The sequence below is a fragment of the Halorussus sp. AFM4 genome (genome assembly GCF_051194995.1).
In the GTDB taxonomy this organism is placed as follows: domain Archaea; phylum Halobacteriota; class Halobacteria; order Halobacteriales; family Haladaptataceae; genus Halorussus.
On sequence record NZ_JBNTJT010000006.1, the window covers coordinates 310,777 to 332,211 of the forward strand.

21 protein-coding genes are annotated in these 21,435 nt (G+C 71.0%); 16 read left to right on the forward strand and 5 right to left on the reverse strand.

Annotated features, from left to right (window positions below; all coding sequences use genetic code 11):
* Positions 1 to 88: 88 nt before the first annotated feature.
* Positions 89 to 934: an ArsR/SmtB family transcription factor gene (locus tag ACQUQF_RS24020; protein WP_435181940.1), complete on the reverse strand. Its 846-nt coding sequence runs from the start codon at positions 932 to 934 to the stop codon at positions 89 to 91.
* A gap of 147 nt (positions 935 to 1,081) precedes the next feature.
* Between ACQUQF_RS24020 and ACQUQF_RS24025 the strand changes: the two genes are divergently transcribed.
* The 3 genes from ACQUQF_RS24025 (at position 1,082) to ACQUQF_RS24035 (ending at position 3,155) form a co-directional block, all read left to right on the forward strand.
* Positions 1,082 to 2,194 (forward strand): FecCD family ABC transporter permease, encoded by a 1,113-nt coding sequence (locus ACQUQF_RS24025; protein ID WP_435181941.1) that lies wholly within the window; start codon positions 1,082 to 1,084, stop codon positions 2,192 to 2,194.
* A gap of 108 nt (positions 2,195 to 2,302) precedes the next feature.
* The gene (locus ACQUQF_RS24030; protein WP_435181943.1) at positions 2,303 to 2,740 is read left to right on the forward strand and encodes a dCTP deaminase; all 438 of its coding nucleotides are present in this window, start codon (positions 2,303 to 2,305) and stop codon (positions 2,738 to 2,740) included.
* 7 nt (positions 2,741 to 2,747) lie between these two features.
* Complete coding sequence (locus ACQUQF_RS24035) at positions 2,748 to 3,155, forward strand: cupin domain-containing protein (protein WP_435181945.1); 408 nt, start codon at positions 2,748 to 2,750, stop codon at positions 3,153 to 3,155.
* 188 nt (positions 3,156 to 3,343) lie between these two features.
* Here the strand turns inward: ACQUQF_RS24035 and ACQUQF_RS24040 are convergent, their stop codons facing one another.
* Positions 3,344 to 4,618 carry a M24 family metallopeptidase gene (locus ACQUQF_RS24040; RefSeq protein ID WP_435181946.1) on the reverse strand — a complete coding sequence of 425 codons (1,275 nt, stop codon included), beginning with the start codon at positions 4,616 to 4,618 and terminating at the stop codon, positions 3,344 to 3,346.
* A 288-nt stretch (positions 4,619 to 4,906) separates the two neighbouring features.
* On the opposite strand from ACQUQF_RS24040, the gene ACQUQF_RS24045 reads away from it, so the two are divergent.
* Complete coding sequence (locus ACQUQF_RS24045; RefSeq protein WP_435181947.1) at positions 4,907 to 6,685, forward strand: PAS domain S-box protein; 1,779 nt, start codon at positions 4,907 to 4,909, stop codon at positions 6,683 to 6,685.
* Positions 6,686 to 6,796: 111 nt separating this feature from the next.
* On the opposite strand, the gene ACQUQF_RS24050 is transcribed toward ACQUQF_RS24045, so the two are convergent.
* On the reverse strand, positions 6,797 to 7,141 hold the full coding sequence (locus ACQUQF_RS24050; protein WP_435181948.1) for a hypothetical protein: 345 nt from the start codon (positions 7,139 to 7,141) through the stop codon (positions 6,797 to 6,799).
* A gap of 185 nt (positions 7,142 to 7,326) precedes the next feature.
* Between ACQUQF_RS24050 and ACQUQF_RS24055 the strand changes: the two genes are divergently transcribed.
* The 10 genes from ACQUQF_RS24055 (at position 7,327) to ACQUQF_RS24100 (ending at position 17,243) form a co-directional block, all read left to right on the forward strand.
* A complete protein-coding gene (locus ACQUQF_RS24055; protein ID WP_435181949.1) occupies positions 7,327 to 7,497 on the forward strand; it encodes a hypothetical protein in 171 nt (56 codons plus the stop codon).
* A 68-nt stretch (positions 7,498 to 7,565) separates the two neighbouring features.
* Positions 7,566 to 7,889 (forward strand): quaternary ammonium compound efflux SMR transporter SugE, encoded by a 324-nt coding sequence (gene sugE, locus ACQUQF_RS24060; RefSeq protein WP_435181950.1) that lies wholly within the window; start codon positions 7,566 to 7,568, stop codon positions 7,887 to 7,889.
* Between the two features lie 143 nt (positions 7,890 to 8,032).
* Positions 8,033 to 8,749: an EthD domain-containing protein gene (locus tag ACQUQF_RS24065; RefSeq protein ID WP_435181952.1), complete on the forward strand. Its 717-nt coding sequence runs from the start codon at positions 8,033 to 8,035 to the stop codon at positions 8,747 to 8,749.
* Between the two features lie 96 nt (positions 8,750 to 8,845).
* Positions 8,846 to 10,768 (forward strand): S9 family peptidase, encoded by a 1,923-nt coding sequence (locus tag ACQUQF_RS24070; RefSeq protein WP_435181953.1) that lies wholly within the window; start codon positions 8,846 to 8,848, stop codon positions 10,766 to 10,768.
* 80 nt (positions 10,769 to 10,848) lie between these two features.
* Positions 10,849 to 11,883, forward strand: a complete 1,035-nt coding sequence (locus ACQUQF_RS24075; protein ID WP_435181954.1) for an LLM class flavin-dependent oxidoreductase — start codon at positions 10,849 to 10,851, stop codon at positions 11,881 to 11,883.
* A gap of 121 nt (positions 11,884 to 12,004) precedes the next feature.
* On the forward strand, positions 12,005 to 13,303 hold the full coding sequence (locus tag ACQUQF_RS24080; RefSeq protein WP_435181955.1) for an ABC transporter substrate-binding protein: 1,299 nt from the start codon (positions 12,005 to 12,007) through the stop codon (positions 13,301 to 13,303).
* 1 nt (position 13,304) lies between these two features.
* Complete coding sequence (locus tag ACQUQF_RS24085; protein ID WP_435181956.1) at positions 13,305 to 15,293, forward strand: ABC transporter permease; 1,989 nt, start codon at positions 13,305 to 13,307, stop codon at positions 15,291 to 15,293.
* Positions 15,293 to 16,099, forward strand: coding sequence for an ABC transporter ATP-binding protein (locus ACQUQF_RS24090; RefSeq protein ID WP_435181957.1), 807 nt, complete (start codon positions 15,293 to 15,295; stop codon positions 16,097 to 16,099). The genes ACQUQF_RS24085 and ACQUQF_RS24090 overlap by 1 nt, the downstream gene beginning before the upstream one ends.
* Entirely contained in the window at positions 16,096 to 16,863 is a 768-nt protein-coding gene (locus ACQUQF_RS24095; RefSeq protein WP_435181958.1) for an ABC transporter ATP-binding protein, read from the forward strand. Before ACQUQF_RS24090 ends, ACQUQF_RS24095 begins: the two co-directional genes overlap by 4 nt.
* Positions 16,864 to 16,997: 134 nt before the next feature.
* A complete protein-coding gene (locus ACQUQF_RS24100; protein ID WP_435181959.1) occupies positions 16,998 to 17,243 on the forward strand; it encodes a hypothetical protein in 246 nt (81 codons plus the stop codon).
* Between the two features lie 26 nt (positions 17,244 to 17,269).
* Here ACQUQF_RS24100 and ACQUQF_RS24105 read toward each other — a convergent pair whose 3' ends face one another.
* Both ACQUQF_RS24105 and ACQUQF_RS24110 read right to left on the reverse strand, forming a co-directional pair.
* Complete coding sequence (locus ACQUQF_RS24105) at positions 17,270 to 18,640, reverse strand: hypothetical protein (RefSeq protein ID WP_435181961.1); 1,371 nt, start codon at positions 18,638 to 18,640, stop codon at positions 17,270 to 17,272.
* Entirely contained in the window at positions 18,637 to 19,395 is a 759-nt protein-coding gene (locus ACQUQF_RS24110; protein ID WP_435181962.1) for a hypothetical protein, read from the reverse strand. The genes ACQUQF_RS24105 and ACQUQF_RS24110 overlap by 4 nt, the downstream gene beginning before the upstream one ends.
* A gap of 71 nt (positions 19,396 to 19,466) precedes the next feature.
* Between ACQUQF_RS24110 and ACQUQF_RS24115 the strand changes: the two genes are divergently transcribed.
* Together ACQUQF_RS24115 and ACQUQF_RS24120 are read left to right on the forward strand one after the other, a co-directional pair.
* Positions 19,467 to 19,661: a hypothetical protein gene (locus tag ACQUQF_RS24115; RefSeq protein ID WP_435181963.1), complete on the forward strand. Its 195-nt coding sequence runs from the start codon at positions 19,467 to 19,469 to the stop codon at positions 19,659 to 19,661.
* 158 nt (positions 19,662 to 19,819) lie between these two features.
* Complete coding sequence (locus tag ACQUQF_RS24120; RefSeq protein WP_435181964.1) at positions 19,820 to 21,427, forward strand: hypothetical protein; 1,608 nt, start codon at positions 19,820 to 19,822, stop codon at positions 21,425 to 21,427.
* Positions 21,428 to 21,435 lie beyond the last annotated feature (8 nt).

The following is a 21,435-nucleotide window of genomic DNA, read 5'->3' on the forward strand; positions in this document are numbered from 1 at the left end:
TTCCCCCACGTCCCGGAGATGATTCCGTAAGATTAGCCGCGTCGTTTCGGAATCGAAAGACGAGACCGGACCGAACTGGGCGTTCCCGTCAGCGCGCGCGCAGGTGCCACGCGACGCCGAGCGCGACCAGCACCACCAGCCCGCCCGCGAAGAAGACCAGACCCGGCGGGAGGCCACTCGCGGCGGTATCGCCCGCCGTCGCGACGGTGGTCGTCGAATCGAGGGTCGTCTCGGCCGCGGTCCGGGTCGCCTCCGCGATCGTCCGGGACGCCTCGGTCGTCGTCGCCTCCGCGCCGGTCCGACCCGACTCGGTGACGGTCGCGCTGCCGGCGTCGGCGGTGGTCTCCGCGCCGGTGAGGTACTCCTCCGACTCGGCGGTGGTCCCGGCGGCGTTCGGGCCGGGCGCCGTCGCGTTCTCCGCCGTCGTGGTCGCCGCGGCGTCGCCGGAACTCCCCAGCGACACGTCGACGTCGACCGGCTCCCCGGAGCGGGCCGGGCCGCCGAAGAGCCGCTGGACGAGGACGCTCGACAGGCCCAGGACGCCGAGCGCGCCCAGCAGTTTCGACAGGGCGGACTCGACGCCAGGCGCGTCGTCGTCGCCCCCGGCGAACACGACCAGGGGCTCGGCGGCGGGGGCGTACACCTTCATCTCGCGGCCCTTCTCGGAGTAGACGGTGTCGGCGACCTCGACGAGGTCGGCGTCGGTCAGCTTCTCGAGGTGGTACCGGACGTTCTGGATGGAGGTGTCGACCTCCTCGGCGAGCGCGGAGGGGCTGGCGGGGTCGTCGTAGAGCGCCCCGAGGATGTCCCGGGCGGTCTCCGACTGGAGGGCGGCCAGCAGCTCCTCGGCGTCGTCGGAGTCGACGCCGACGACGCGGGGTTCGGCCCCGTCGCCGGCGGAGGGGTCGGGGCTGGAGGGCAGCAGGTCGGCCATACAGTCGCGTTGCGGCCAGCCGGGATATAATTTTGTCCCTGTCGAGTCGGCAGGATTCCACGTTCGGGGCGGGTCGCGGGACGGCGTCCGGGGCCGCGCCCGTATCGAAATGGCTTTGTGTCAGTTTAGGGTAGCCTAAACCAGAGAATGGCGAGTGACACCCGCGGACACAGCGACAACCGGGCCGAGTCGGGCCTGTTGGGCTGGATCGACGGCTCGCTCGCCACGGTCGTCCTCGGCAGCGTCGCCGTGGTGGTCGTGGCGGGCCTGGTACAGGTGAGCTTCGGAACGTACTCGATGACGCTGGCCCAGGCGTGGCGCGCGGTGCTCGACCCGTCCATCGTCTTCGACCTCGACGCGTGGCGGGCGTTCCTGTTCGGCGCCGACCTGCCCGAGATGGGCCGACGCCGGCTGGTGGTGTGGAACATCCGGCTCCCGCGGGTGATCGTGGCCGCGCTCGTCGGCACGAACCTGGCGATCTCGGGCGCCATCTTCCAGGCGGTGACCCGCAACGAGCTGGCCAGCCCGTACGTCCTCGGGGTGAGCTCCGGCGCCGGGCTCGCGGTGCTGCTCACCCTGGTCGTGTTCTCGGGGCTCGCGCCGTTCCTGCCGCTGTTCGCCGCGCTGGGCGGCGCGCTCGCCTTCGTGCTGGTCTACCTCATCGCCTGGAAGGGCGGCACCAGTCCGGTCCGGCTCGTCTTGGCGGGCGTCATCGTCAGCACCGTCTTCTGGTCGCTCCAGCGCGGGCTGTTCTACCTGGCCGAGGACCTCGGCGTCGTCCAGTCGGCCATCGCGTGGACCACGGGGTCGCTCACGGGGGTCGACTGGGAGCAGGTCCGGATCATCCTCCCGTGGACCGCCGTCTCGCTGGTGCTGGCGCTGGCGGGGTCGCGGCAGCTGAACGTGCTCCTGCTGGGCGAGCGGACCGCGAAGTCGCTGGGCATGTCGGTCGAGAAGGTCCGGTTCGCGCTGGCGGGCGTGGCGGTGCTCGCGGCCAGCGCCGCCATCTCGGTCGCGGGCATCGTGAGCTTCGTGGGGCTGGTCGTGCCCCACATGGTCCGGACCATCGTCGGCAGCGAGTACAAGCGCTTGATGGTCGGGTGCGTGTTCGCCGGCCCGGCGCTCATGGTCGCGGCCGACGTGGGCGCCCGGCTGGCGCTCGCCCCGACCCAGATCCCGGTCGGCGTCGTGACCGGGCTCGTCGGCGGTCCGTACTTCCTCTACCTGATGCGCCGCCAGCAGGAGATGGGCGAGCTCTGAGGCGGTCGCCCGTCGCGGCGGCTCCGACTCGACTCGCTCGGCACGGCGACCGCACCCGCGAACGACGTCGGACACTTTTCCCGGTCGCGCCCGTCTGTCCCACCAGCCATGCGACCCAGCCAGCTGACCACGCTCGTCGACGGCCTGCTCCACGAGGAGACCCAGGTGACCGACCGCGGCCTCGACCTGACCGCGAACGAGGTGCTGCGGGTCGAGACGCCCGGCCGCGTCGACTTCGGCGGCGACGAACTCGACGACCCCAACGTCTCGGCCCACGAGAAGGTGTGGCGGAACGAGGACGACGACTACCAGTGGTGGCATCTGAGCGCGGGCCAGTACCTCGTCGAGTACAACGAGTCCATCGCGGCCGACCGCCCGCTCCGGGTCCAGACCCGCGAGGCGGTGCGCCGGATGGGCGCGTTCCACCCCACACTGGAGGTGACCGACCTCGGCCGGATACCCCTCTCGGTCGCGCCCGGCGGCATCCGCATCAAGGAGAACGCCCGCGTCTCGACGGTGCTGCCGCCCGAGGAGGGCACGGAGTAGCTCGGCGATGTACGCGAAGACCTGCCTCGCGGACCTCGAGACCCGCGACGTGGAGGGGGTCGAGCCCGGCCTGAAGGCGGTGGGGTACGAGCTCCGACCGAAGCAGATGCGCCCGAGCGTCTGGGAGTTCGCGGCGGGCGAGTCGAACAACCGCCACCGCCAGCGCGAGCAGGAGGAGCTGTACTACGTGCTCGACGGGACGTTCCGCGTGACCGTCGAGGACGGGGACGGCAACCGCGAGCGCTTCGAGCTCGGGGCCGACGAGGTGGTCGTGATCCCGCCCGAGACGTGGCGGCAGTTCGAGGCCCGGACGGACGGTCGCCTGCTGGTCGTCGGCGCGCCGAACGCGAAGGATGACGCGATCACCGGTGACGACGTCGAAGGCGAAGCTAGCGACGGGGGTGACGCGGCCTGACGCGACCCTGCCAAATCTCCAGTCGAACCACCTGAAACGCCGGAAGCCGACGAAGCACGCGAAGCGGTCGGCGGACGCGAAGCTCACGAACCGCGCGAAGCGTCCGAACCGACCGAAGCGGGCGAAGCGTCAGACGCGCGTCGGCTCGACAGCGGACTTCGGAGCGCAGGAAGGGGGAGCGCGCCGACTCAGTGCTCGATGGTCGTGATCTCCTCGACCGGCCACTGGCTCAGGATCTCGACGCCGTTCTCGCGGACGACCACCATCTCCTCGACCCGGACGCCCTGGCGGTCGGCGGGCCGCATCGTCTCGACCGCCATCGTCATCCCCTCCTCGATCTCGAGGGGGTGGTCGGGCGAGAGTCCCCGCCAGATCAGCGGCACCTCGTAGAGCTGGAGGCCCAGGCCGTGGGCCCAGTGGTTGGTGGTCATCTCCCAGAACTCGTCGGCGCCGTACCAGTCCATGTGCTCGCCCTCCTCGTCGGGGAACCCCTCGCAGATCTCGTCGGTGGTCGCGCCGGGCTCGATGCGTTCGAGCACGTCGTAGAGGTCGTCGCGGGCCGTCTCGTAGGCGTCTTGCTGGGCCTGGGTGGGCTCGCCCACGCTGAAGGTGCGGTAGTAACAGGACCGGTAGCCCATGAACCCGATGTTGTAGAAGTCGGCGTAGACCAGGTCGCCCGGGCGGATCACGCGGTCGGTGGTGTTGGCCTGGTGCTTGGGCCAGGTGTTCGGCCCCGAGGTGAGGTAGCCGCCCTGGACCATCGCGCCGAGCCGCCAGAGCTCCTGGGTGGCCTCGCCCCACACCTCCGACTCGCGCATCCCGGGCTTGGCGGTCTCCTTGATGCGCTGGAAGCCGGCCTCGCAGAGCGCCGCGACCATCCGGAGGCACTCGATCTCGTCGCGGGTCTTGACCTTCCGGGCGTCCTCCATCACCTGCGCGCACTCGCCGGGCCGGACGTCGACGCCCCGCTCCTCGAACTTGCCAATCAGCGCTTGGTTGCCCACGTCGATGCCCATCGGCTCCTTCTTCACGCCGTACTCGTCCATCGCCTCGACGACCAGGTCGGCCATCTTGCCCTTGAGCCAGTCGCGCGCGGAGTCCCGCCCGGACGCGCGCGGGACGTTGCCCAGTCCGGGCGCGGCGTACCGGATGTCGTCGAGCCACGGGCAGTTGAACCGCTGGTTGCTGGCGTGGTCGGCGGTGTCCCAGTGGACCACGTCGCCGTCCTCGGTGAGGAGGGTGTAGTGGTCGGCGCCGCTCCCGCCGGTCATCGCCAGGCCGGTGACGTACCGGACGTTCGGGTCGTCGATGAGCAGCATGCTCCCGAGGCCGGCCTCGCGCATCCGTTCGAGGGCCCGGTCCTTGCGCTCCTCGCGCATGCGCCGGAAGTCGATGCGCTCCTCCCAGTCGACGCCCATGGTGCCGCGGGTGCCCTCCATGAAATCGCGCTGATAGAATCCCATGGCCGGATTACGTCGAGGACGGTAATGAAAGTAGGTGGAGGATGTCGGCGGTCGTCGGTTCGGAGCGCCGTCGGCGCGGGAGACCGGCGTTGCGGGAGACCGGCGGTGGCTCGTCGTACGCGGGACGTGATGCGAGTAACAATGACGAGATAGCGAACTAGGTCGTGAAACCGTAACCACGCTTGATGAGAACGGAACTAGCACTGATTGTTGAATGGCCTACGTTTCGGAGCCGAAGTGGGGTTCGGGGGATAGGTTTTTTAGACGGTAGTTTCATGCAAGCACGCAATGGATGAGCCGATTCAGTTGCTTCACGTGGATGACGAACCCGACTTCGTGGAGTTGACCGCGACGTATCTGGAACGGGCCGACGAGCAGTTCTCCGTCGAGACGGCGACGAGCGTCGGCGAGGGGTTGACTCGGCTCACCGAGGCGGACTTCGACTGTATCGTGTCCGACTACGACATGGCCGAACGGGACGGGATCGAGTTCCTCGACGCCGTGCGCGAGAACTACCCCGACCTCCCGTTCGTGCTGTTCACCGGCAAGGGAAGCGAGGAGATCGCCAGCGAGGCGATCTCGGCCGGCGTGACGGACTACCTCCAGAAGACGCCCGGCACGGAGCAGTACACGCTACTCGCGAACCGCATCGAGAACGCCGTCGCTCAGTACCGGGCGCAGCGGGAGGTGAAGAAGACGGAAGCACGATACCGACACCTGATCGAGGAATCGACCGACGTCATCACCGTCGTCGATCCGAACGGCACGTTCCAGTATCTAAGCCCGGCCGCCGAACGGGTGCTCGGGTACGCCGCCGAGGAGATGGTCGGCGATAACGCGTTCGACTACGTCCATCCCGACGACCGGGAACGGGTGATAGCGGAGTTCGCCGATCAGGTCCGGAGTCCGGAGGAACGCGTCACGACCGAGTTCCGCTTCGCGCACGCCGACGACTTCTGGCAGTGGATCGGTGTGAGAGGGCGGAACCTGCTGGACGACCCGATCATCGAAGGGATCGTCGTGTACGCCCGCGACGTGACTGAGCGCAAGAGGCGCGAACAGGACCTCGAACAGTACGAGACCATCGTGGAGAACACCGAGGACGGCATCTACGTGGTCGACTCCGACCATCGGTTCGAGTTCGTGAATCAGCGGGTTGCCGAGGCCTCGGGGATTCCGCAGGACCTCTGGGAGGGCCAGCACGTCTCGACCCTCGCAGACCTCGGCATCCTCACCGAGGACGAAGTGGCCGCTCTCGAGGACGGGTTTGACGCGATCATCGGCGGTGAGGAGAGCCAGGTGAGCGTCGAGGTGAGCCCGCAGGTGCCCGAGGAGGAGTTCGTACTCGATCTCCGGTTGACGTCGCTGCAGACCGAGAAGCTGACCGACTGCGTGGTCGGATTCTCCAGGAACGTCACCGAACGCAAGCGACGGGAGCGGGAGTTAGAGCGGAAGAACGAGCGCCTGGAGGAGTTCGCCGGCGTGGTCTCTCACGACCTCCGCAATCCCCTGACCGTCGCCGAGGGGCGCCTCGACCTGGCCCGCGAGGAGTGCGACAGCACCCACCTCGAGGAGATCGCGGACGCCCACCACCGAATGCGAACGCTGATCGACGACTTGCTGTCGCTCGCTCGTGACGGCGACGCGGCTACCGAGGCCGAACGGATCCACCTCGCGGAGACCGTCGAACGCTGCTGGGGCAACGTCGAAACCGAGCGGGCCACGCTCGACGTCGACACCGCGCGAACGGTCCGGGGCGACCGGAGCCGCGTACAGCAGTTGCTCGAGAACCTCATTCGGAACGCCATCGAACACGGTGGGCCGGACGTGACGGTGACCGTCGGCGACTTCGAGGACGGGTTCTACGTCGCCGACGACGGGCCGGGGATACCCGACGAACGAGCGGTGTTCGACGCGGGCTACTCGACGGCCGAGGAGGGGACCGGTCTGGGACTCACGATCGTTCGGCGGATCGCCGACGCACACGGCTGGGAGCTGAACGCGACCGAGAGCGAGTCGGGAGGGAGTCGGTTCGAGTTCACCGGACTCGACACCGAACCGCGATGAGGATCCGCCGATGCGAAGGCATTCGAACGAGGCACTGCTCGCCGGACGTCGTCTCGATCGGTCGCTGCACCTGCTCGGTCTGCGTCACGGAGTCTGAAGGGCCGCCAGTAGTCACCGGAAGTGGTGACCCTTGCTCATGAGGTAGATGACGACGGCGACGTTGATGACGAGCGATATCGGATCGACCGTCAGCAGGGCGAGCACGCCGGCGAAGCCGTAGAAGATCAGCGCCCACGTGTGACCCCACCGCTGGAGGTTCCAGAGACCGACCAGCACGACCAGCTTCGCCAGCGTGAGCATCAGCCCGAGGAGTCCGAGCACCGGCCCGGGACCGGGCACGCCCAGCATCCCGACGCTGTCGATGAGGCTGAACAGCGCGCCGACGAACCCGAGGAGACACAGGACGGTCACCCCGAGGGGTCGGTTCCGCGAGCGACTGCCGTAAGTGGAGGGCATCACCTTAGATTTCCGATGGAACCGGGATAAGCTTTGGGTCGACGGTCGGCGGAGGGGACGCCGGTCACCGGTTCGAGAAGGACGACGTACACCCTTCCGGACGAGGAAACCGCTCGGCCGGTCCCTGTCCGAGCAGCGAGGGAGGACACCCAGTTTTATGTAAGAGAGGACACACACCACCGCACATGAGCGAGCTCCCGGTCGACCGCGTCCCGTGGCGGAACGTCGGGCTGGTCGTCGCCGGCCTGATCGCCGGCGGAATCGTCGCGGCCCTCGACGGTGGCGTCGTCCCGCCGATCCTCGTCATCGGCGGGACGGTCGTCGCGATGCTGCTGGTCGAACGGTACGAGCGGTAGACGGTGCGCGATCGCACCGGTCCGGGGAGAACGGAAGCTAAAGGTCCGCCGATCGACTACCGGCGCCCATGTCGTGGTACGTCCTCGTCGTCGCCGGGTTGTTCGAGATCGCGTGGGCCGTGGGCCTGGAGTACTCCGACGGCCTGACGAAGCCGATGCCGACCGCCGCGACCGCCGTCGCGCTCGTGATCAGCATGGTCCTGCTGGCGCGGGCGGTCGAGAATCTGCCCGTCGGGACCGCCTACGCGGTCTGGACCGGCATCGGGGCGGTCGGCACCGCGACGCTGGGCATCGCGCTGTTCGACGAGTCGGCCGACCTGGCGCGCATCGCGTTCATTGGCGTCATCGTCGTCGGCATCGTCGGCCTCCGCCTCGTCTCCGGCGGCCACTGATCGCCGGTGTGTCCAGGGACCACCGTCGCGCGACCGCCGGTCGACGGTGCGTCGGACCGCCGGCCGTCGGAACGCCGGGGGCGGACCGCTCGCGGGCCGGTCGCTCGCGTGGTTTTATGACCGTCCGAACTGTGCCATCAATTATGTACAAGCACGTCGCCCTGCTCGTCCGCAAGGAGGGGATGAGCCACGGCGAGTTCGTCGACTACTGGCAGACCGAGCACACTCCCATCGCCCGCGAGATCGACGGCGTCGTCCGGTACCAGACCGTCCTCCCGACCGACCCCGAGCACGCGGAGTTCGACGGCATCGCCGAACTCTACTTCGAGGACCTCGAGAAGCTCCACGACGCGCTCGGCAGCGAGGGCTCCCGCGACTACGATCCCGACAAGGGCAAAGCCAAGGAGGCCCGCGAAGACGTCGACAACTTCCTCGACGTGGACCGCCGGCCGCGGTTCATCGGCGAGGAGACCGTCCAGAAGGACGACGTCGACGGCGACACCGACGGGCTCTACAAGCACTCGGCGTTCCTCGTCCGCAAGGAGGGGATGTCCCACGAGGAGTTCGTCGACTACTGGCAGACCGAGCACACTCCCATCGCCCGCGAGATCGACGGCGTCGTGAAGTACAACACGGTCCTGCCCACGGACCCCGAGCACGCGGAGTTCGACGGCGTCGCCGAGCTCTACTTCGAGGACCTCGAGAAGCTCTACGACGCGCTCGGCAGCGAGGGCTCCCGCGACTACGATCCCGACAAGGGCAAGGCCAAGGAGGCCCGCGAAGACGTCGACAACTTCCTCGCCATCGACGAACGACCCCGGTTCATCGGCCGCGAGACGGTCCAGAAGGACGAGGCGTAGCCCACCGTCGACCGCGGCGGTAGCCGGGAGGGCGAAATCGTCGGCGGTCCGGGAACAGGTAACTTTTTGTACCAATCGCCGGTTTCGGACCGTTGCATGTCAGACGAAAACGTCTTGGCGGAGCTCGCGCGCCTGCCCGAGCTGGCCCACCCCACCGTCTCCCCGGACGGCGACCGGGTGGCGTTCTACTACAACGGCACCGGGCGCAACGAGCTCCACGTCCTGAACCTCGAGACCGGCGAGCGCGAGCGCTGGAGCGACGGCGAGGTCCCCCGCAACAACCGGTGGCCGATCAGGTGGGGCGCCGACGGCGACCGCGTGTTCTTCCACCGCGACGAGGGCGGCGACGAGCAGAACGACGTCTGGGCCGTCGACCGGGACGGCGACACCGAACCGATCGTCGAGAGCGACGGCCAGAACACGGTCCAGGCCGTCGGCGAGAGCGGCGAGACGCTGCTGGTCGGCTCGAACCGCGACGGCCAGATGAACCTCTACCGCCACGACCTCGCGGCGGGCGAGACGACCAAGCTGACCGAGTACGACCGGTCGGTCAGGGGAGCCGGCCTCTCGCCCGACGGCGAGCGCATCGCCTACGCCACCAACGAGGCCGAGGATACGAGCAACACGGACGTCTACGTCGCCGACGCCGACGGGTCGGACCCGCGGAACCTCGGCGTCGGCGACGCCGGCGCGGAGGCGTTCCCCGTCGACTGGGGGCCGGACGGCGAGCGACTCCTCGTCGGCGACAACGCCGACGACCTCGACAGGAGCGGGATCTACGACCTCGAGGCCGACGAGGTCCGGTGGTACGACGACACCGAGTACTCCGAAACGCCGGTGTTCTTCACGCCCGGCGGCGACCGGTTCCTCGCGACGCGGTACCGCGAGGCCACCACCGTGCCGGTCGTCTACGACGTCGAGACCGGCGAGGGCCGCGAGCTCGACCTGCCCGACGGCGTGGCCTCGTTCGGGTGGCAGAGCGACCGCGTCGTCGACGACGACCGCGTGCTCGTCGGTCACACCACGCCGACCACGCGAGAGGAGCTGCTGGTCTACGACCTCTCGACCGACGAGTACGAGACGGTGTTCGACCGGGAGTACGGCCCGTTCTCCCCGGACGACTTCGCCGACGCCGAGTACTTCACCTTCGAGTCCGACGGCGTGCCCGAGACCCCCGCGGAGGCTGTCGACCACGACCCCTACGAGACGCTGGAGATCGGGGCGCTCCTCTACGACTCGGGCGAGCGCCCGTCGCCGCTCGTCGTCAACCCCCACGGCGGCCCGCGCTCGATGGACCAGAAGGCGTTCAGCTACCGGACGCAGTTCCTCGTCCAGCGCGGGTACTCCGTGCTCCAGGTCAACTACCGCGGGTCGTCCGGCCGCGGTCGGGAGTTCGTGCAGCAGCTCTACGACGACTGGGGCGGCGCCGAGCAGGGCGACATCGCGACCGCGGTCGAGCACGTCCTGAACACCCGCGACTGGATCGACGAGGACCGGGTGGTCGTGTTCGGCGGCTCGTACGGCGGCTACTCGACCTACTGGCAGCTGGTCCAGTACCCCGACCTGTACGACGCCGGAATCGCCTGGGTCGGCGTGACCGACCTCGAGGACATGTACGAGAACACGATGCCCCACTTCAGGACCGGCCTGATGGAGAAGAACCTCGGGACGCCCGAGGAGAACCCCGGCCTCTACCGGGAGCGGAGCCCGGTCGAGCACGTCGAGAACCTCGACGCGCCCCTGCTGATGCCCCACGGCGTCAACGACCACCGCGTACCGGTCTCCCAGGCCCGCATCTTCCGCGACGCGCTACTCGACGCGGGGTACGAGGAGAGGGAGACGCCTGCGGCGTCTCCGAACGACGGCGAAGCCGTCGCAAACGGCGACTTCGAGTACGCGGAACTCGGTGAGGAGGGCCACGGCTCCTCGGACGTCGACCAGAAGATCCGGTCGCTCGAACTGCTCGACGAGTTCCTCGACCGGCGGCTCGACGCGCCGGCGGCGACGGCCGACGACTGAGGCGGTGAGGCGCCCGGCGGTGTGGCCCCGACCCGTCACCACGCTAAAACGTTAAGGCGTCCCCGACCGTCCGCGGACGCATGGACATCGGGACGGGACTGTTCACCGGCCAGCGCCGGCCGGACGACGACCGGTCGATGGCCGAGCTCTACGACGAGATACTGACCCTCGGGCGGGCCATCGACGACGCGGGGCTGGCCAGCGCGTGGGTCTCCGAGCACCACTTCACCGAGGACGGCTACCTCTCGGCGACGATGCCGACGCTCGGCGCGCTCGCCGCCGAGACCGACGCAATCGAGCTCGGCACCTGCATCGCCCTCGCACCGCTGTACGACGGGGTCCGGCTGGCCGAGGACGCCGCGACGGTCGACCTGCTCGCGGACGGCCGGCTCACCCTCGGGCTGGCCATCGGGTCGAACCCCACCGAGTTCGAGGAGTTCGGCGTCCCCCGCGAGGAGCGGGTCGAGCGCCTCTCGGACACCACCGACCTGCTCCGGGCGGCGTGGTCCGACGGGCCGCTCGACTACGACCCCGAGTTCCACGACGTCTCGCCCGACGTGAGCGTCACGCCCAAGCCCGACTCGGACGTCCAGATCATGTACGGCGGGTCCGCGAAACCCGCCGTCCGGCGGGCGGCCCGGGTGGCCGACGCGTGGTGTGCCCCCTCTGCGCTCTCGGTCGAGGGCGTCCGCAAGCGCGTCGCGGACATCCGCAGCGTCCGGGCCGAGGAGGGGCTGCGGGAGGACGCGAGCGAGGCCGGCGACGCGGCCGACGACTTCGACGTCTACGTCCTCCAGCACGGCTTCGTCGACGACTCCGAGGAGGCGGCGTGGGAGGCGATGAGGGACGGCTACTTCTACATCCAGCGGCGCTACGCCGAGATCTTCTCGGGCGAGGAGGTGGCGGAACTCGACGACGAGCGCGAGCGGGAGTTGAAGGACCAGGCGATCTACGGCACGCCCGAGCAGGTCGTCGACCAGCTGGAGGCGTACCGCGAGGCGCTGGGCGACGACGTCCACGTCATCCTCCGGACGTACCACCCCGGCATCGGCACCGACCGGATGGTCGAGTGCGTCGAGCGACTCGGCGACGAGGTCGTCCCGCACTTCGCGTGAACCCGCCGCGCGGTCGGTCCTCGCGGGCTGACGCGATCCCGACACGTTCGCGGGTTATTTCGCCGGCGTCCCGCCCACATCCTACACAATAGTTTATTACTGAAGCTGCCGCGTAGCTGGTATGGGGTACGAAAACGGTTCCCATGGTGGGGAGACGAGCGACGGGGCCGGCGACGGCGAGTCGTCGCGGCCCGGCGGAGCGTCCCGGCGGAGCGTCCTGCGACTCGCGGGACTGGCCGGAGCGGGCGGCCTCGCCGGCTGCGTCGGCGGCGCCGGACTCGGCAGCCGGACCCAGAGCATCGACGCCGTGACCTACGGTGTCCTGAGCCCGATGACCGGCCCGTACGGCGGCCTGGCGGAGGGCCAGCGCAACGGGGCGAAGCTGGCGGTCCAGCACGTCAACGAGAGCGACCGGTTCAGCTTCGAGCTGAACGCGGTGTACGAGGACACCGAGGCCGACACCGCGACCGGCCGGCAGGCCGCCCAGAAGGTGGTCCAGCAGGACGGCGCGGGGTTCCTGATGGGCGCCATCTCCAGCTCGACCGCGCTGGCGCTCAACTCGTTCGCCGAGAGCGAGGAGGTGATCTACAACCCGGGCGCGGCCGCCATGAACATCACCGGCGCCAAGTGCAACGAGTGGGTGTTCCGGGCCGAGACCCACACCGCCCAGATCGCCGAGGCGGTCGCGCCCTGGACCGCGAACAACGTCGGCGCCAAGGTGTGGTTCCACATCGCCGACTACGCCTACGGCCAGTCGGTCCGCCGGGAGTGGAAGTCCCGGATGGCCGCGGCCAGCGACCGGTTCACCGAGGTCGGGGTCTCGCGGTCCCAGCTCGGCGCGAGCAACTTCGGGTCGTACGTCAGCCAGATTAGCAACTCCGACGCCGACGTGGCGGTGCTGGGCATGACCGGCGGCGACCTCATCAACTTCACCAAGCAGGCCGCCAACTCCGGCCTCAAACGGGACGTCGAGATCGTGAGTCCGACGATGACGTTCCAGGTCGTCCGGAACGCGCTCGGGCCGGCGGCCTACGGCACCTACGGCGGGGTCCGGTACAACGCCCAGATCACCACGGGCGACAACCAGGAGTTCGTGTCGGCGTACCGCGACGCCTACGGCTCGACGCCCGACAGCTTCGCCCGGGTCGCCTACGACTCCATCCGGATGACCGCCCACGGCATCGAGGAGGCCGGAAGCAGCGACCCAGAGGAGGTCAAGGACACGCTCCCGGGCCTCCAGGTGCCGAGCCTGTTCGGCCCCAACAGGTTCCGGAAGTGCGACCACCAGGCCACCAACCCGGTGTGGGCCGGCGAGAACGTGCAGCCCGACTCCGGGCAGGCCGCGCGGGTGGCGCTCCGCAAGAAGGTCGCGGGGCCCGACGCCATCCCGCCCTGTTCGGAGACCGACTGCGACCTCTAACATGGTCGGGGTCGCGGGGTTCGCCGAGCAGTTGCTCAACGGGCTGACCATCGGGATGGTGTACGTCCTGATCGCCGCGGGGCTGTCGGTCATCTTCGGCGTGATGGACGTCATCAACTTCGCGCACGGCGAGCTGTTCGCGCTGGGCGCGTACTTCGCGTTCGCGGTGGTCGCGCCGTTCGGCGGGACCGGGTTCTGGCTCGCGCTGGTCGTGGCGCCCCCGCTGGTGGGCGCGCTGGGCGCCGCCATCGAGCGGTTCACGCTCCGGCCGCTGTACGACCGGAGCCCGCTGTACCACATCCTGCTGACGTTCGGGCTGGTGCTGATGCTCAACGACGTCATCACCTTCCTGTGGGGCAAGCAGGCCAAGGCGCTGAGCGCGCCGCCGCTGCTCGACGGCCCGGTCACGGTGCTGGGCGTCACCAACTCGCTGTACAGCTACTTCATCATCGGGTTCGGCGCGGCGCTGTCGCTGGCGACCTGGTGGGCGCTCAACGGGACCCGGTTCGGGCTGGTGGTGCGGGCCGGCTCGATGGACCGCGAGATGGTCCGGAACCTCGGCGTCGACATCGACCGCTACTACACCCTGGTGTTCGGCGCGGGCGCCGCGCTCGCCGGAGTGGCGGGGGTCGTGCTCGGCGCCTACCAGAACGTCAACCCCGGGATGGGCAACGCGGTCATCATCCCGGCGTTCGTCATCGTGGTGCTGGGCGGGCTCGGCAGCTTCCGGGGCGCGGTCGCGGGCGGGCTGGCGGTCGGCGTCATCCAGACGCTGACCCGCACCTACCTCCCGGTCATGGAGGGGTTGATCGTGTTCGTGCTGATGATCAGCGTCCTGCTCGCGAAGCCCGAGGGGCTGTTCGGCACCAGCGCCGGCGACGGCGGCGAGTCCGACGGCGAGCTCCTGGCGGGCCGGACCGGCGGCGTGCTCTCGGACCGCCAGCGGTTCCGGCTGGGCGCGCTCGCGGTCGGGCTGCTGGCGGTCGTCCCGTTCGGCGTCGAGGTGCTGTACTCCGAGTACGTCCTGACGCTGCTGTCGGACGCGCTCGTCTGGGCGCTGTTCGCGCTCAGCCTCGACTTCGTGATGGGGTACGCAGGGCTGGTGTCGCTGGGCCACGCGCTGTTCTACGGCACCGGCGCGTACGCGGCGATACTCGTCCTCATGCACGTCTCGCCCTCGGCGTTCGTCGCGCTGGCGGTCGCGGTGGTGGTCTGCGCGGCAATCGCGTGGGCCATCGGCCACCTCTCCATCCGGGTGTCGGGCGTCTACTTCGCGATGATCACGCTGGCGTTCGCCCAGCTGTTCTACCGCGCCGTCTTCAAGTTCGAGTGGACCGGCGGCAGCGACGGCCTGTTCGGCGCCGACGTGGTGTACGGCCTCGGCGGCGCGGCGATGGAGCTCGACGAGATCGCCGAGACGGTCCCCGCGGTGAGCGAGGAGGGGCTGTTCTACTACTTCCTGCTGGCGACCGTGGTCGGCGCCTACCTGGTCGCCCGCCGGATGATGCGGGCGCCGTTCGGCAGCGTGCTCCAGTCCATCCGGGAGAGCGAGCGCCGGACCGAGTTCGTCGGCTACGACGTCACCGCCTACAAGCGCCGGGCGTTCGTGGTGTCGGGCGCGATGGCGGGGCTTGCCGGCGGGCTGTTCGCGGTCCAGGACGGGTTCGTCGCGCCGTCGCTGCTCCACTGGCTCAACTCGGGGGAGGTGGTGGTGATGACCGTGCTCGGCGGGATGGGCACCCTCTACGGGCCGATGGTCGGCGCGGGCGTCTACGTCGGGTTCGAGGACCTGCTGTCGTCGTACACCGACCAGTGGCAGTTCTTCCTCGGGCTGGTCTTCGTCGTCTTCGTCATCGCGCTCCCGCGGGGGCTCGTCTCGCTGCCCGAGCGGCTGCTGGAGACCGCCGGCCGGCGCCGGGGCACGCCCGAGGGCCGCGGGGAGGCCCGCGGCGACGACGCCGACCCGCTGGTCGAGGAGGTGAACGAGTGATGGCCGTCTCGGACGGCGCGGACGGATTCGACCCCGAGACCGACCCCGTTCTGCGGGCCGACGGACTGACCAAGCGGTTCGGCGACTTCACCGCGCTCGACGGCGTGGACCTCGACGTCCGGGCCGGTGAGTTCCGGAGCGTCATCGGGCCGAACGGCGCGGGCAAGACCACGCTGTTCAACTGCCTCACCGGCGCGCTCCGGCCGACCGCCGGGTCGGTCCGGTTCCGCGGCGAGGACGTGACCCGGCTGGCGCCCCACGAGCGGGTCCGGCGCGGGATGGGCCGGTCGTTCCAGATCTCCACGGTGTTCGGCGGGCTGTCGGTCCGGGAGAACGTCCGGCTGGCGGCCCAGTCGGTCGCCGAGGGCGCCGGCGAGATCTCGCTGCGCCAGGAGCTGTTCAGCCCGACCGACCGGTTCGCGGGCGTCGCGGACCGGACCGACGCGGTGCTTTCCGACATCGGGCTGGCCGACCGGGCCGGCGAGCACGCCCGCAACCTGGCCCACGGCGACCGCCGCCGGCTCGAACTCGGGCTGGTGCTCGCGACCGACCCCGACCTCGTGCTGCTCGACGAGCCCACCGCGGGGATGGGCAGCGAGGAGACCCGCCGCACCATCGCGCTGGTCGAGGAGGTGCTCTCCGACCGGACGCTGCTGCTCATCGAGCACGACATCGACCTGGTGATGAACGTCTCGGACGCCGTGACGGTGCTCCACCGCGGGCAGGTGCTGGCGACCGGGCCGCCCGAGCGCATCGCGGCCGACGACGAGGTCCAGAAGGCGTACCTCGGGGGTGTCCGGGAGTGACCCCCGGAGAATCGGACCGGAGCGACCGGCTCGACGCCGGGTGGTGCGACGACCCGCTGCTCGACGTCGCGGACCTCGTGGCGGGCTACGGCGCGACCGAGGTGCTCCGCGGCGTCTCGCTCTGCGTCGGCGAGGGCGAGGTGGTCTCGCTGGTCGGCCGGAACGGCGCGGGCAAGACGACCACCCTGCGCGCCATCGTCGGCAACGTCGCGCCCGACGCCGGCCGGGTCGCCTTCCGGGGCGAGGACGTGACCCGGCTCTCGACCGAGGAGACCGTCCGGCGGAACGTCGCGTTCGTCCCCGAGGAGCGGCGCATCTTCCCCGGCCTCACGGTCGCGGAGAACCTCCGGATCGGACGGCTCGGCGGGAGCGACACCGCCCGGTCGCGCGACCCCCAGGACGTGCTGGCCGAGTTCGAGAACCTCCGCGAGCACCCCGACCGACTGGGGTCGGCGCTGTCGGGCGGCGAGCAGCAGATGCTCGCCATCGCCCGGGCGCTGGTCGCGGGCGCCGACCTGCTGCTGCTCGACGAGCCGACGGAGGGGCTGGCGCCGTTCGTCGTCCGGCGGGTCGAGGACCTCGTCCGGAACCTCAACGACGAGGGCATCTCGGTCCTGCTGGTCGAGCAGAACGTCCAGGTGGCGCTCGAACTCGCCGACCGCCACTACGTGCTCGACCGCGGGGAGATCGTCTACCACGGCACGAGCGACGAGCTCCGGGAGAACGACGAGGTGATGGACCGCCACCTGGGCGTGACGACGTGACAGCCGGTCCGTCCGGCTCCGACGTCCAGCTTCGGCGGCCTCGGACCGCCGGGAATCCCGGTTTCCCCGATCCCACCCGAATTGTGGGACCGCCAACCAAACACTGATGTCGCCGGACACCTAACGCAGTCAATATGAACAGGCTCCTCCGACTCGGCGGCTGGGCGCTGCTCGCGCTCGTCATGCTCTGGGTCGTCGCCGAGATCGTCAGCATCGTCCTCGGCATCGTCTCGTGGGTCGTGAGCACCCTCGTGTCGCTGCTGGTCGTCGCGGTCCTGCTGTACCTCGTCTACCTCGCCGCGTCGCGGCTGTTCGGCGGGGGCGGCGGCAGCTCCCGGTCGCGGTCCCGGTCGCGCGAGCGCGAGAAGATCTACGAGTAACCCGGTTTTCGGCGCGCCGACCGCCGTCAGGCGGACTGCCGGACCGACCGCCGGACGACGTGCCCGACCCGCGCGCTGACCGACGGCGTCGCCCGCGCCAGCGCGGCCGCCACCACGTACTCCGCGAGTTCGTCTGCAACCGAATCGACCGACACGGAGCCGTCGCCCTCGTACCTCACCAGTTCCCGGTCGACGAACGCGACGCTGCCGGCCGCTTCCGCGAGCACATTCCGGTTCAGGTGAGGATAGGCGTCGCCGGCCAGGCCGTCTTCGAGCGCCGCGACCGCCGCTTTGCGAAGCGCTCGCGCGTCGGCCGCGGACTCGACGGTGACGTGCTCGTCGGCCGCGACCCGGTCGAGGAGCGCGCGCAGCGCCTCGATCCTGGTCAGGGTCCCGTGGGCGGCCACGACCGCGCTCGCGTACTCGTGGGCCGCCCGCGCCCGGTCGACCGACCCGTCGTGTTCGAGGCCGCGCGCGAGTTCCCGGATCGCCGCTCCCACGGGGGTCCCGGCGACGTCGCCGGAGACGAACGACGAGGGGTCGTCCGGGTCGCCGTCGGGGAGCCGGCCCCGGCGACGGGCGGCCAGCGATTCGAGCGTCTCGGACGCCGCGACGAACGCGGGGCGCAGGTCGCGTCCGTCCGCTGCGGTCGCCACCAGTCGGTCGTAGAGGTGGCCCGCGTCGCCGAGCGAGACCAGCGCGCGTTCGAGGTCGCCGGCGAGTTCGCCGACTGCGACGGCGTTGTCGCGGTCCGAGCGACCCCCGGCGACGACGCGCTCGGTGCGGTTCACCGCCGCGTCGAGTCGCCGCTCGATTCCGGCGTGGACCAGCACCGCCCGGACCGGGTCGGCGCCGGTGTACGACCACCGGGAGCGGAACCGGTCGGCGGCGTCGAACACCGACGTCGCCGACCGCCGGACCTCCGCACGCGTGAGGCCGGCGTCGATGGCCCGCCAGCCGGCCGCGACGGTGCGGGCCTCGCCGCGGGCGTCCCGGACCGCCCCCATCGCTTCGAGCGGGGTCGCCGCCTCCGCGACCGAGGCGACGGTCTCGCGGGCCCGCTGGTGCAGTCCGGCGAGCTCCTCGCGGATCGCGCCGTTCGGAATCTCCGCGGCGTCGAACGGGACCGGCACCGACGCGAGCAGTTCCCTCGCGCGGGCGACCCCGTCGTCGAGGTACGACTGCCGGATCTCGACCGGCACCGTCCGTGGGACCGACGGCGCGTCGGTCGCCGGGACCTCGGCGAGCGCCGCCGCGTCGAGCTCCGGGGGCTCGCCGTGCAGAACTTTTTGCGGGTCGGGGAGACGGCCACAGCCCGCGAGGGAGGCGGCGCCGGCGAGCGCGAGGAACCCCCGCCGGGTCGCACGCGCCGGACGGCGCGTCGACCGGTCGGTCATCGCTGTGCCTCCGTCGTGGAGGTCTCCGTGGTGTTCCCGGAGACCGCGCCCGTCGTCTGGGCGGCTCCCGTCGTCGGCGTTCCGGTCGACGAGGTCGGTCGGCCGGTCGCCTCCAGGTACGGCGGATAGCGACAGCCCCCGCCGCCGGTCCCGGAGCCGTAGCTCCTCACCTCGTCGGGGTCGAGCGCGTCCGGGACCCGGACCAGCCAGGCCGCCGCGTCGCGGGCGTCGACCTCGCACGGGACGTCGGCGTCGCGGTAGTGGCGGCCGTACTGCGTGTCGATCTCGGTCGCCGACCAGGTGACGTAGCAGAGCTCCAGAGAGTAGCACTCCCGGACGTCGCGTTGCTCGACGTACAGCGTCTCCGCCTCGAAGTCCGTCTCCGCGACGAGCCGCCGCGCGTCGTCGGCCCCGGCGACGTCGGCGAACCGGATGCGGTCGGCCTCGGTCCGCGAGCCGACGAGGCGGCGACGGAGGGCGTCTCTCCCGGACGAGTCGGCCGCGTCCGGGTCGTCCGACTCGGTCGCGTCGGACGCGAGCCACGCGAGCGGGTCGTCGGTCGACGGCCCCCTAAGCGATACGGCGTCGGGGTCGACGGCGACGTTCTCGGGCCGGCGCTCGCCGGGGACCGAGTGGGTATCGGTCGTCGACCGGCTGCAGCCGGCGAGGCCCGCGAGGAGGCCGGCCGCGCCGGCGAGGAGGCGTCTGCGGTGGAGGGCGGGCATGACGTTCCGAACCCCTCTGCGCGCTGGCATCAACGTTCCGACTCGCGCGGCACGCGGCGGTGGTGAGCCACACTTATCTCCGCCGGGGCCCGAGTTCCCGCATGACCTCGAAGTGGCGGCAGTTGCTGCCCCAGATGCTGATCATGCTGGTCCTGTACTTCGTCGGCATCAACGCGCTGCGCCTGGCCGGCGTGGAGGGGTTCGTCCCGAGCGTGCTGGTCGCGCTCGTCGTCGCCTTCGGCTACCCCCGGGCGGTGCGGTCGCTCGGGCGAGAGCCCGAAGTGTGGAAGCGGTGAGGCCGACTCGGAGGCGCGACGACCGCGTTCCGGCCCGACACTCGCAGCGCTGCCACCGCCTTTGACGGCCGGGGAGTCACTACAGCGGGCCGACAGGTTCCGCCTACGCCGACGACAGACGGACCATAACAAAGCGCGTCCGCCGCCGAGTCCCGCCCATGCGGAACCTCGCAGCGGCACTGGTGGCGCTGCTCGTCGGCGCGAGCGTCGCGGCGGCCCTCCCCGCGGCGGCGACCGGCGACGCGCCGCGCCGAGAGACACCCGAGACGCGAGACGTACCGACGAGTGAACTGACGGGCTCGCCGGCGCCCGAAGCGCACGACTCGTCCGGCCTCCAGACGCGCGACTCACCCGGCCTCCGGGCGCAGGCCGCCCTCGCGTCCCGGGTCCAGGAGACGGGCGACTCCCGGGCGCGCACCCCGCCCGGCGTCCCCGCGGTGACCCCGCCCGACCTGCCCCAGCAGTGGCGCCGCACCTACGGCGGGAGCGGCGACGACATCTTCGCCGACGTCGTCCGGACCGACGACGGCGGCTACCTCCTCGCGGGCTGGACCGGCGAGGAGCGCGACGGCTGGGTGCTCAAGGTCGACGGCGAGGGCCAGAAGGAGTGGTCGAAGACGCTCGGCGGCCCGGGCACCGACCGGCTCTGGGGCCTCGCGAGGACCGACGACGGCTACCTGCTCGCCGGCCGGACCGACGACGGCGGGGCGAAGGGCTGGGCCGTCGAGGTGGGGCCGAACGGCGAGGTGCGGTCGAACCGCACCCTCGGCCCCGGCGCCTTCTACGCGGTCGAGCGCCGGACCGCCGGGAACGACACCGGCTACCTGCTCGCGGGCTGGACCCGCGGCGACGGCGCGAAGGCCGGCTGGACCGTCCAGCTCTCGGCGGACCTCTCGACCGAGTGGGAGGCCACCCACGCGACCCCCGGGAGCCACGGCGACGGCTACCTCCGGGCGATCGTCCCCACCGACGCGGGCTACTACCTCGCCGGCAAGGCGGTCGGCGACACCGACGACGGGTGGGCGCTCCGGATCGGCGCCGACGGGAGCCGCGAGTGGCAGACCGCGGTCGGCGGCGCGAGCCGCGACGACGTCTGGGCCGCCGCGCCGGCCGCGCGCAACGGGAGCGCCGCGGCCGGGTTCGTCCTCGCGGGCGAGACCGAGAGCGACAGCACTGGTCCCCGTGACGGCTGGGTCGTGAAGTTCGGCCCCGACGGCGAGGTCGCGTGGGAGCGCCGGCCCGGCGGCGAGGGCACCCAGTGGCTCGACTCGGCGATGCGGACCGAGTCGGGCTACCTCTTCACCGGCGGGTCCGACGCCGGCCCGAAGGCCAGCGCCGACGGCTACCTGGTGGCGACCGACGCCGCGGGCGAGACCCGGTGGGAGACCCACTACGGCACCGACGGCTGGGACAAGCCGTGGCCCGCCGTCCGGGCCCACGACGGGGGCTACCTGCTCGCGGGCCAGACAAGCGGCGCCGGCGCCGACGGGAAGGACGGCTGGCTGCTCCGGATCGGCGGGTCGTCGGGCGACGCCAACGACACGCCGACCCCGCCGGACCGGGACGACACCACGTCGCCGGCCGGCCCGACGGCCGACGGCGAGACGCCGGGCGGTGACACGACGAACGAGGCGATGCGGGCCGACACCGCCACGGCCACCGCGACCTCGGACGGACCCGTCCCCGGGTTCGGCGTCGGGACGGCGCTGGTCGGCCTGCTGGCGGCCGCGCTGCTCGCCGGCGCCCTGCTGGCCGCCCGGCGATAGGTCGGTAC

Coding starts and splice junctions, on each gene's coding strand:
- ACQUQF_RS24020 (WP_435181940.1), bottom strand. CDS start 934: ATGGCCGACCTGCTGCCCTCCAGCCCCGACCCCTCCGCCGGCGACGGG.
- ACQUQF_RS24025 (WP_435181941.1), top strand. CDS start 1,082: ATGGCGAGTGACACCCGCGGACACAGCGACAACCGGGCCGAGTCGGGC.
- ACQUQF_RS24030 (WP_435181943.1), top strand. CDS start 2,303: ATGCGACCCAGCCAGCTGACCACGCTCGTCGACGGCCTGCTCCACGAG.
- ACQUQF_RS24035 (WP_435181945.1), top strand. CDS start 2,748: ATGTACGCGAAGACCTGCCTCGCGGACCTCGAGACCCGCGACGTGGAG.
- ACQUQF_RS24040 (WP_435181946.1), bottom strand. CDS start 4,618: ATGGGATTCTATCAGCGCGATTTCATGGAGGGCACCCGCGGCACCATG.
- ACQUQF_RS24045 (WP_435181947.1), top strand. CDS start 4,907: ATGGATGAGCCGATTCAGTTGCTTCACGTGGATGACGAACCCGACTTC.
- ACQUQF_RS24050 (WP_435181948.1), bottom strand. CDS start 7,141: ATGCCCTCCACTTACGGCAGTCGCTCGCGGAACCGACCCCTCGGGGTG.
- ACQUQF_RS24055 (WP_435181949.1), top strand. CDS start 7,327: ATGAGCGAGCTCCCGGTCGACCGCGTCCCGTGGCGGAACGTCGGGCTG.
- sugE (WP_435181950.1), top strand. CDS start 7,566: ATGTCGTGGTACGTCCTCGTCGTCGCCGGGTTGTTCGAGATCGCGTGG.
- ACQUQF_RS24065 (WP_435181952.1), top strand. CDS start 8,033: ATGTACAAGCACGTCGCCCTGCTCGTCCGCAAGGAGGGGATGAGCCAC.
- ACQUQF_RS24070 (WP_435181953.1), top strand. CDS start 8,846: ATGTCAGACGAAAACGTCTTGGCGGAGCTCGCGCGCCTGCCCGAGCTG.
- ACQUQF_RS24075 (WP_435181954.1), top strand. CDS start 10,849: ATGGACATCGGGACGGGACTGTTCACCGGCCAGCGCCGGCCGGACGAC.
- ACQUQF_RS24080 (WP_435181955.1), top strand. CDS start 12,005: ATGGGGTACGAAAACGGTTCCCATGGTGGGGAGACGAGCGACGGGGCC.
- ACQUQF_RS24085 (WP_435181956.1), top strand. CDS start 13,305: ATGGTCGGGGTCGCGGGGTTCGCCGAGCAGTTGCTCAACGGGCTGACC.
- ACQUQF_RS24090 (WP_435181957.1), top strand. CDS start 15,293: ATGGCCGTCTCGGACGGCGCGGACGGATTCGACCCCGAGACCGACCCC.
- ACQUQF_RS24100 (WP_435181959.1), top strand. CDS start 16,998: ATGAACAGGCTCCTCCGACTCGGCGGCTGGGCGCTGCTCGCGCTCGTC.
- ACQUQF_RS24105 (WP_435181961.1), bottom strand. CDS start 18,640: ATGACCGACCGGTCGACGCGCCGTCCGGCGCGTGCGACCCGGCGGGGG.
- ACQUQF_RS24110 (WP_435181962.1), bottom strand. CDS start 19,395: ATGCCAGCGCGCAGAGGGGTTCGGAACGTCATGCCCGCCCTCCACCGC.
- ACQUQF_RS24115 (WP_435181963.1), top strand. CDS start 19,467: ATGACCTCGAAGTGGCGGCAGTTGCTGCCCCAGATGCTGATCATGCTG.
- ACQUQF_RS24120 (WP_435181964.1), top strand. CDS start 19,820: ATGCGGAACCTCGCAGCGGCACTGGTGGCGCTGCTCGTCGGCGCGAGC.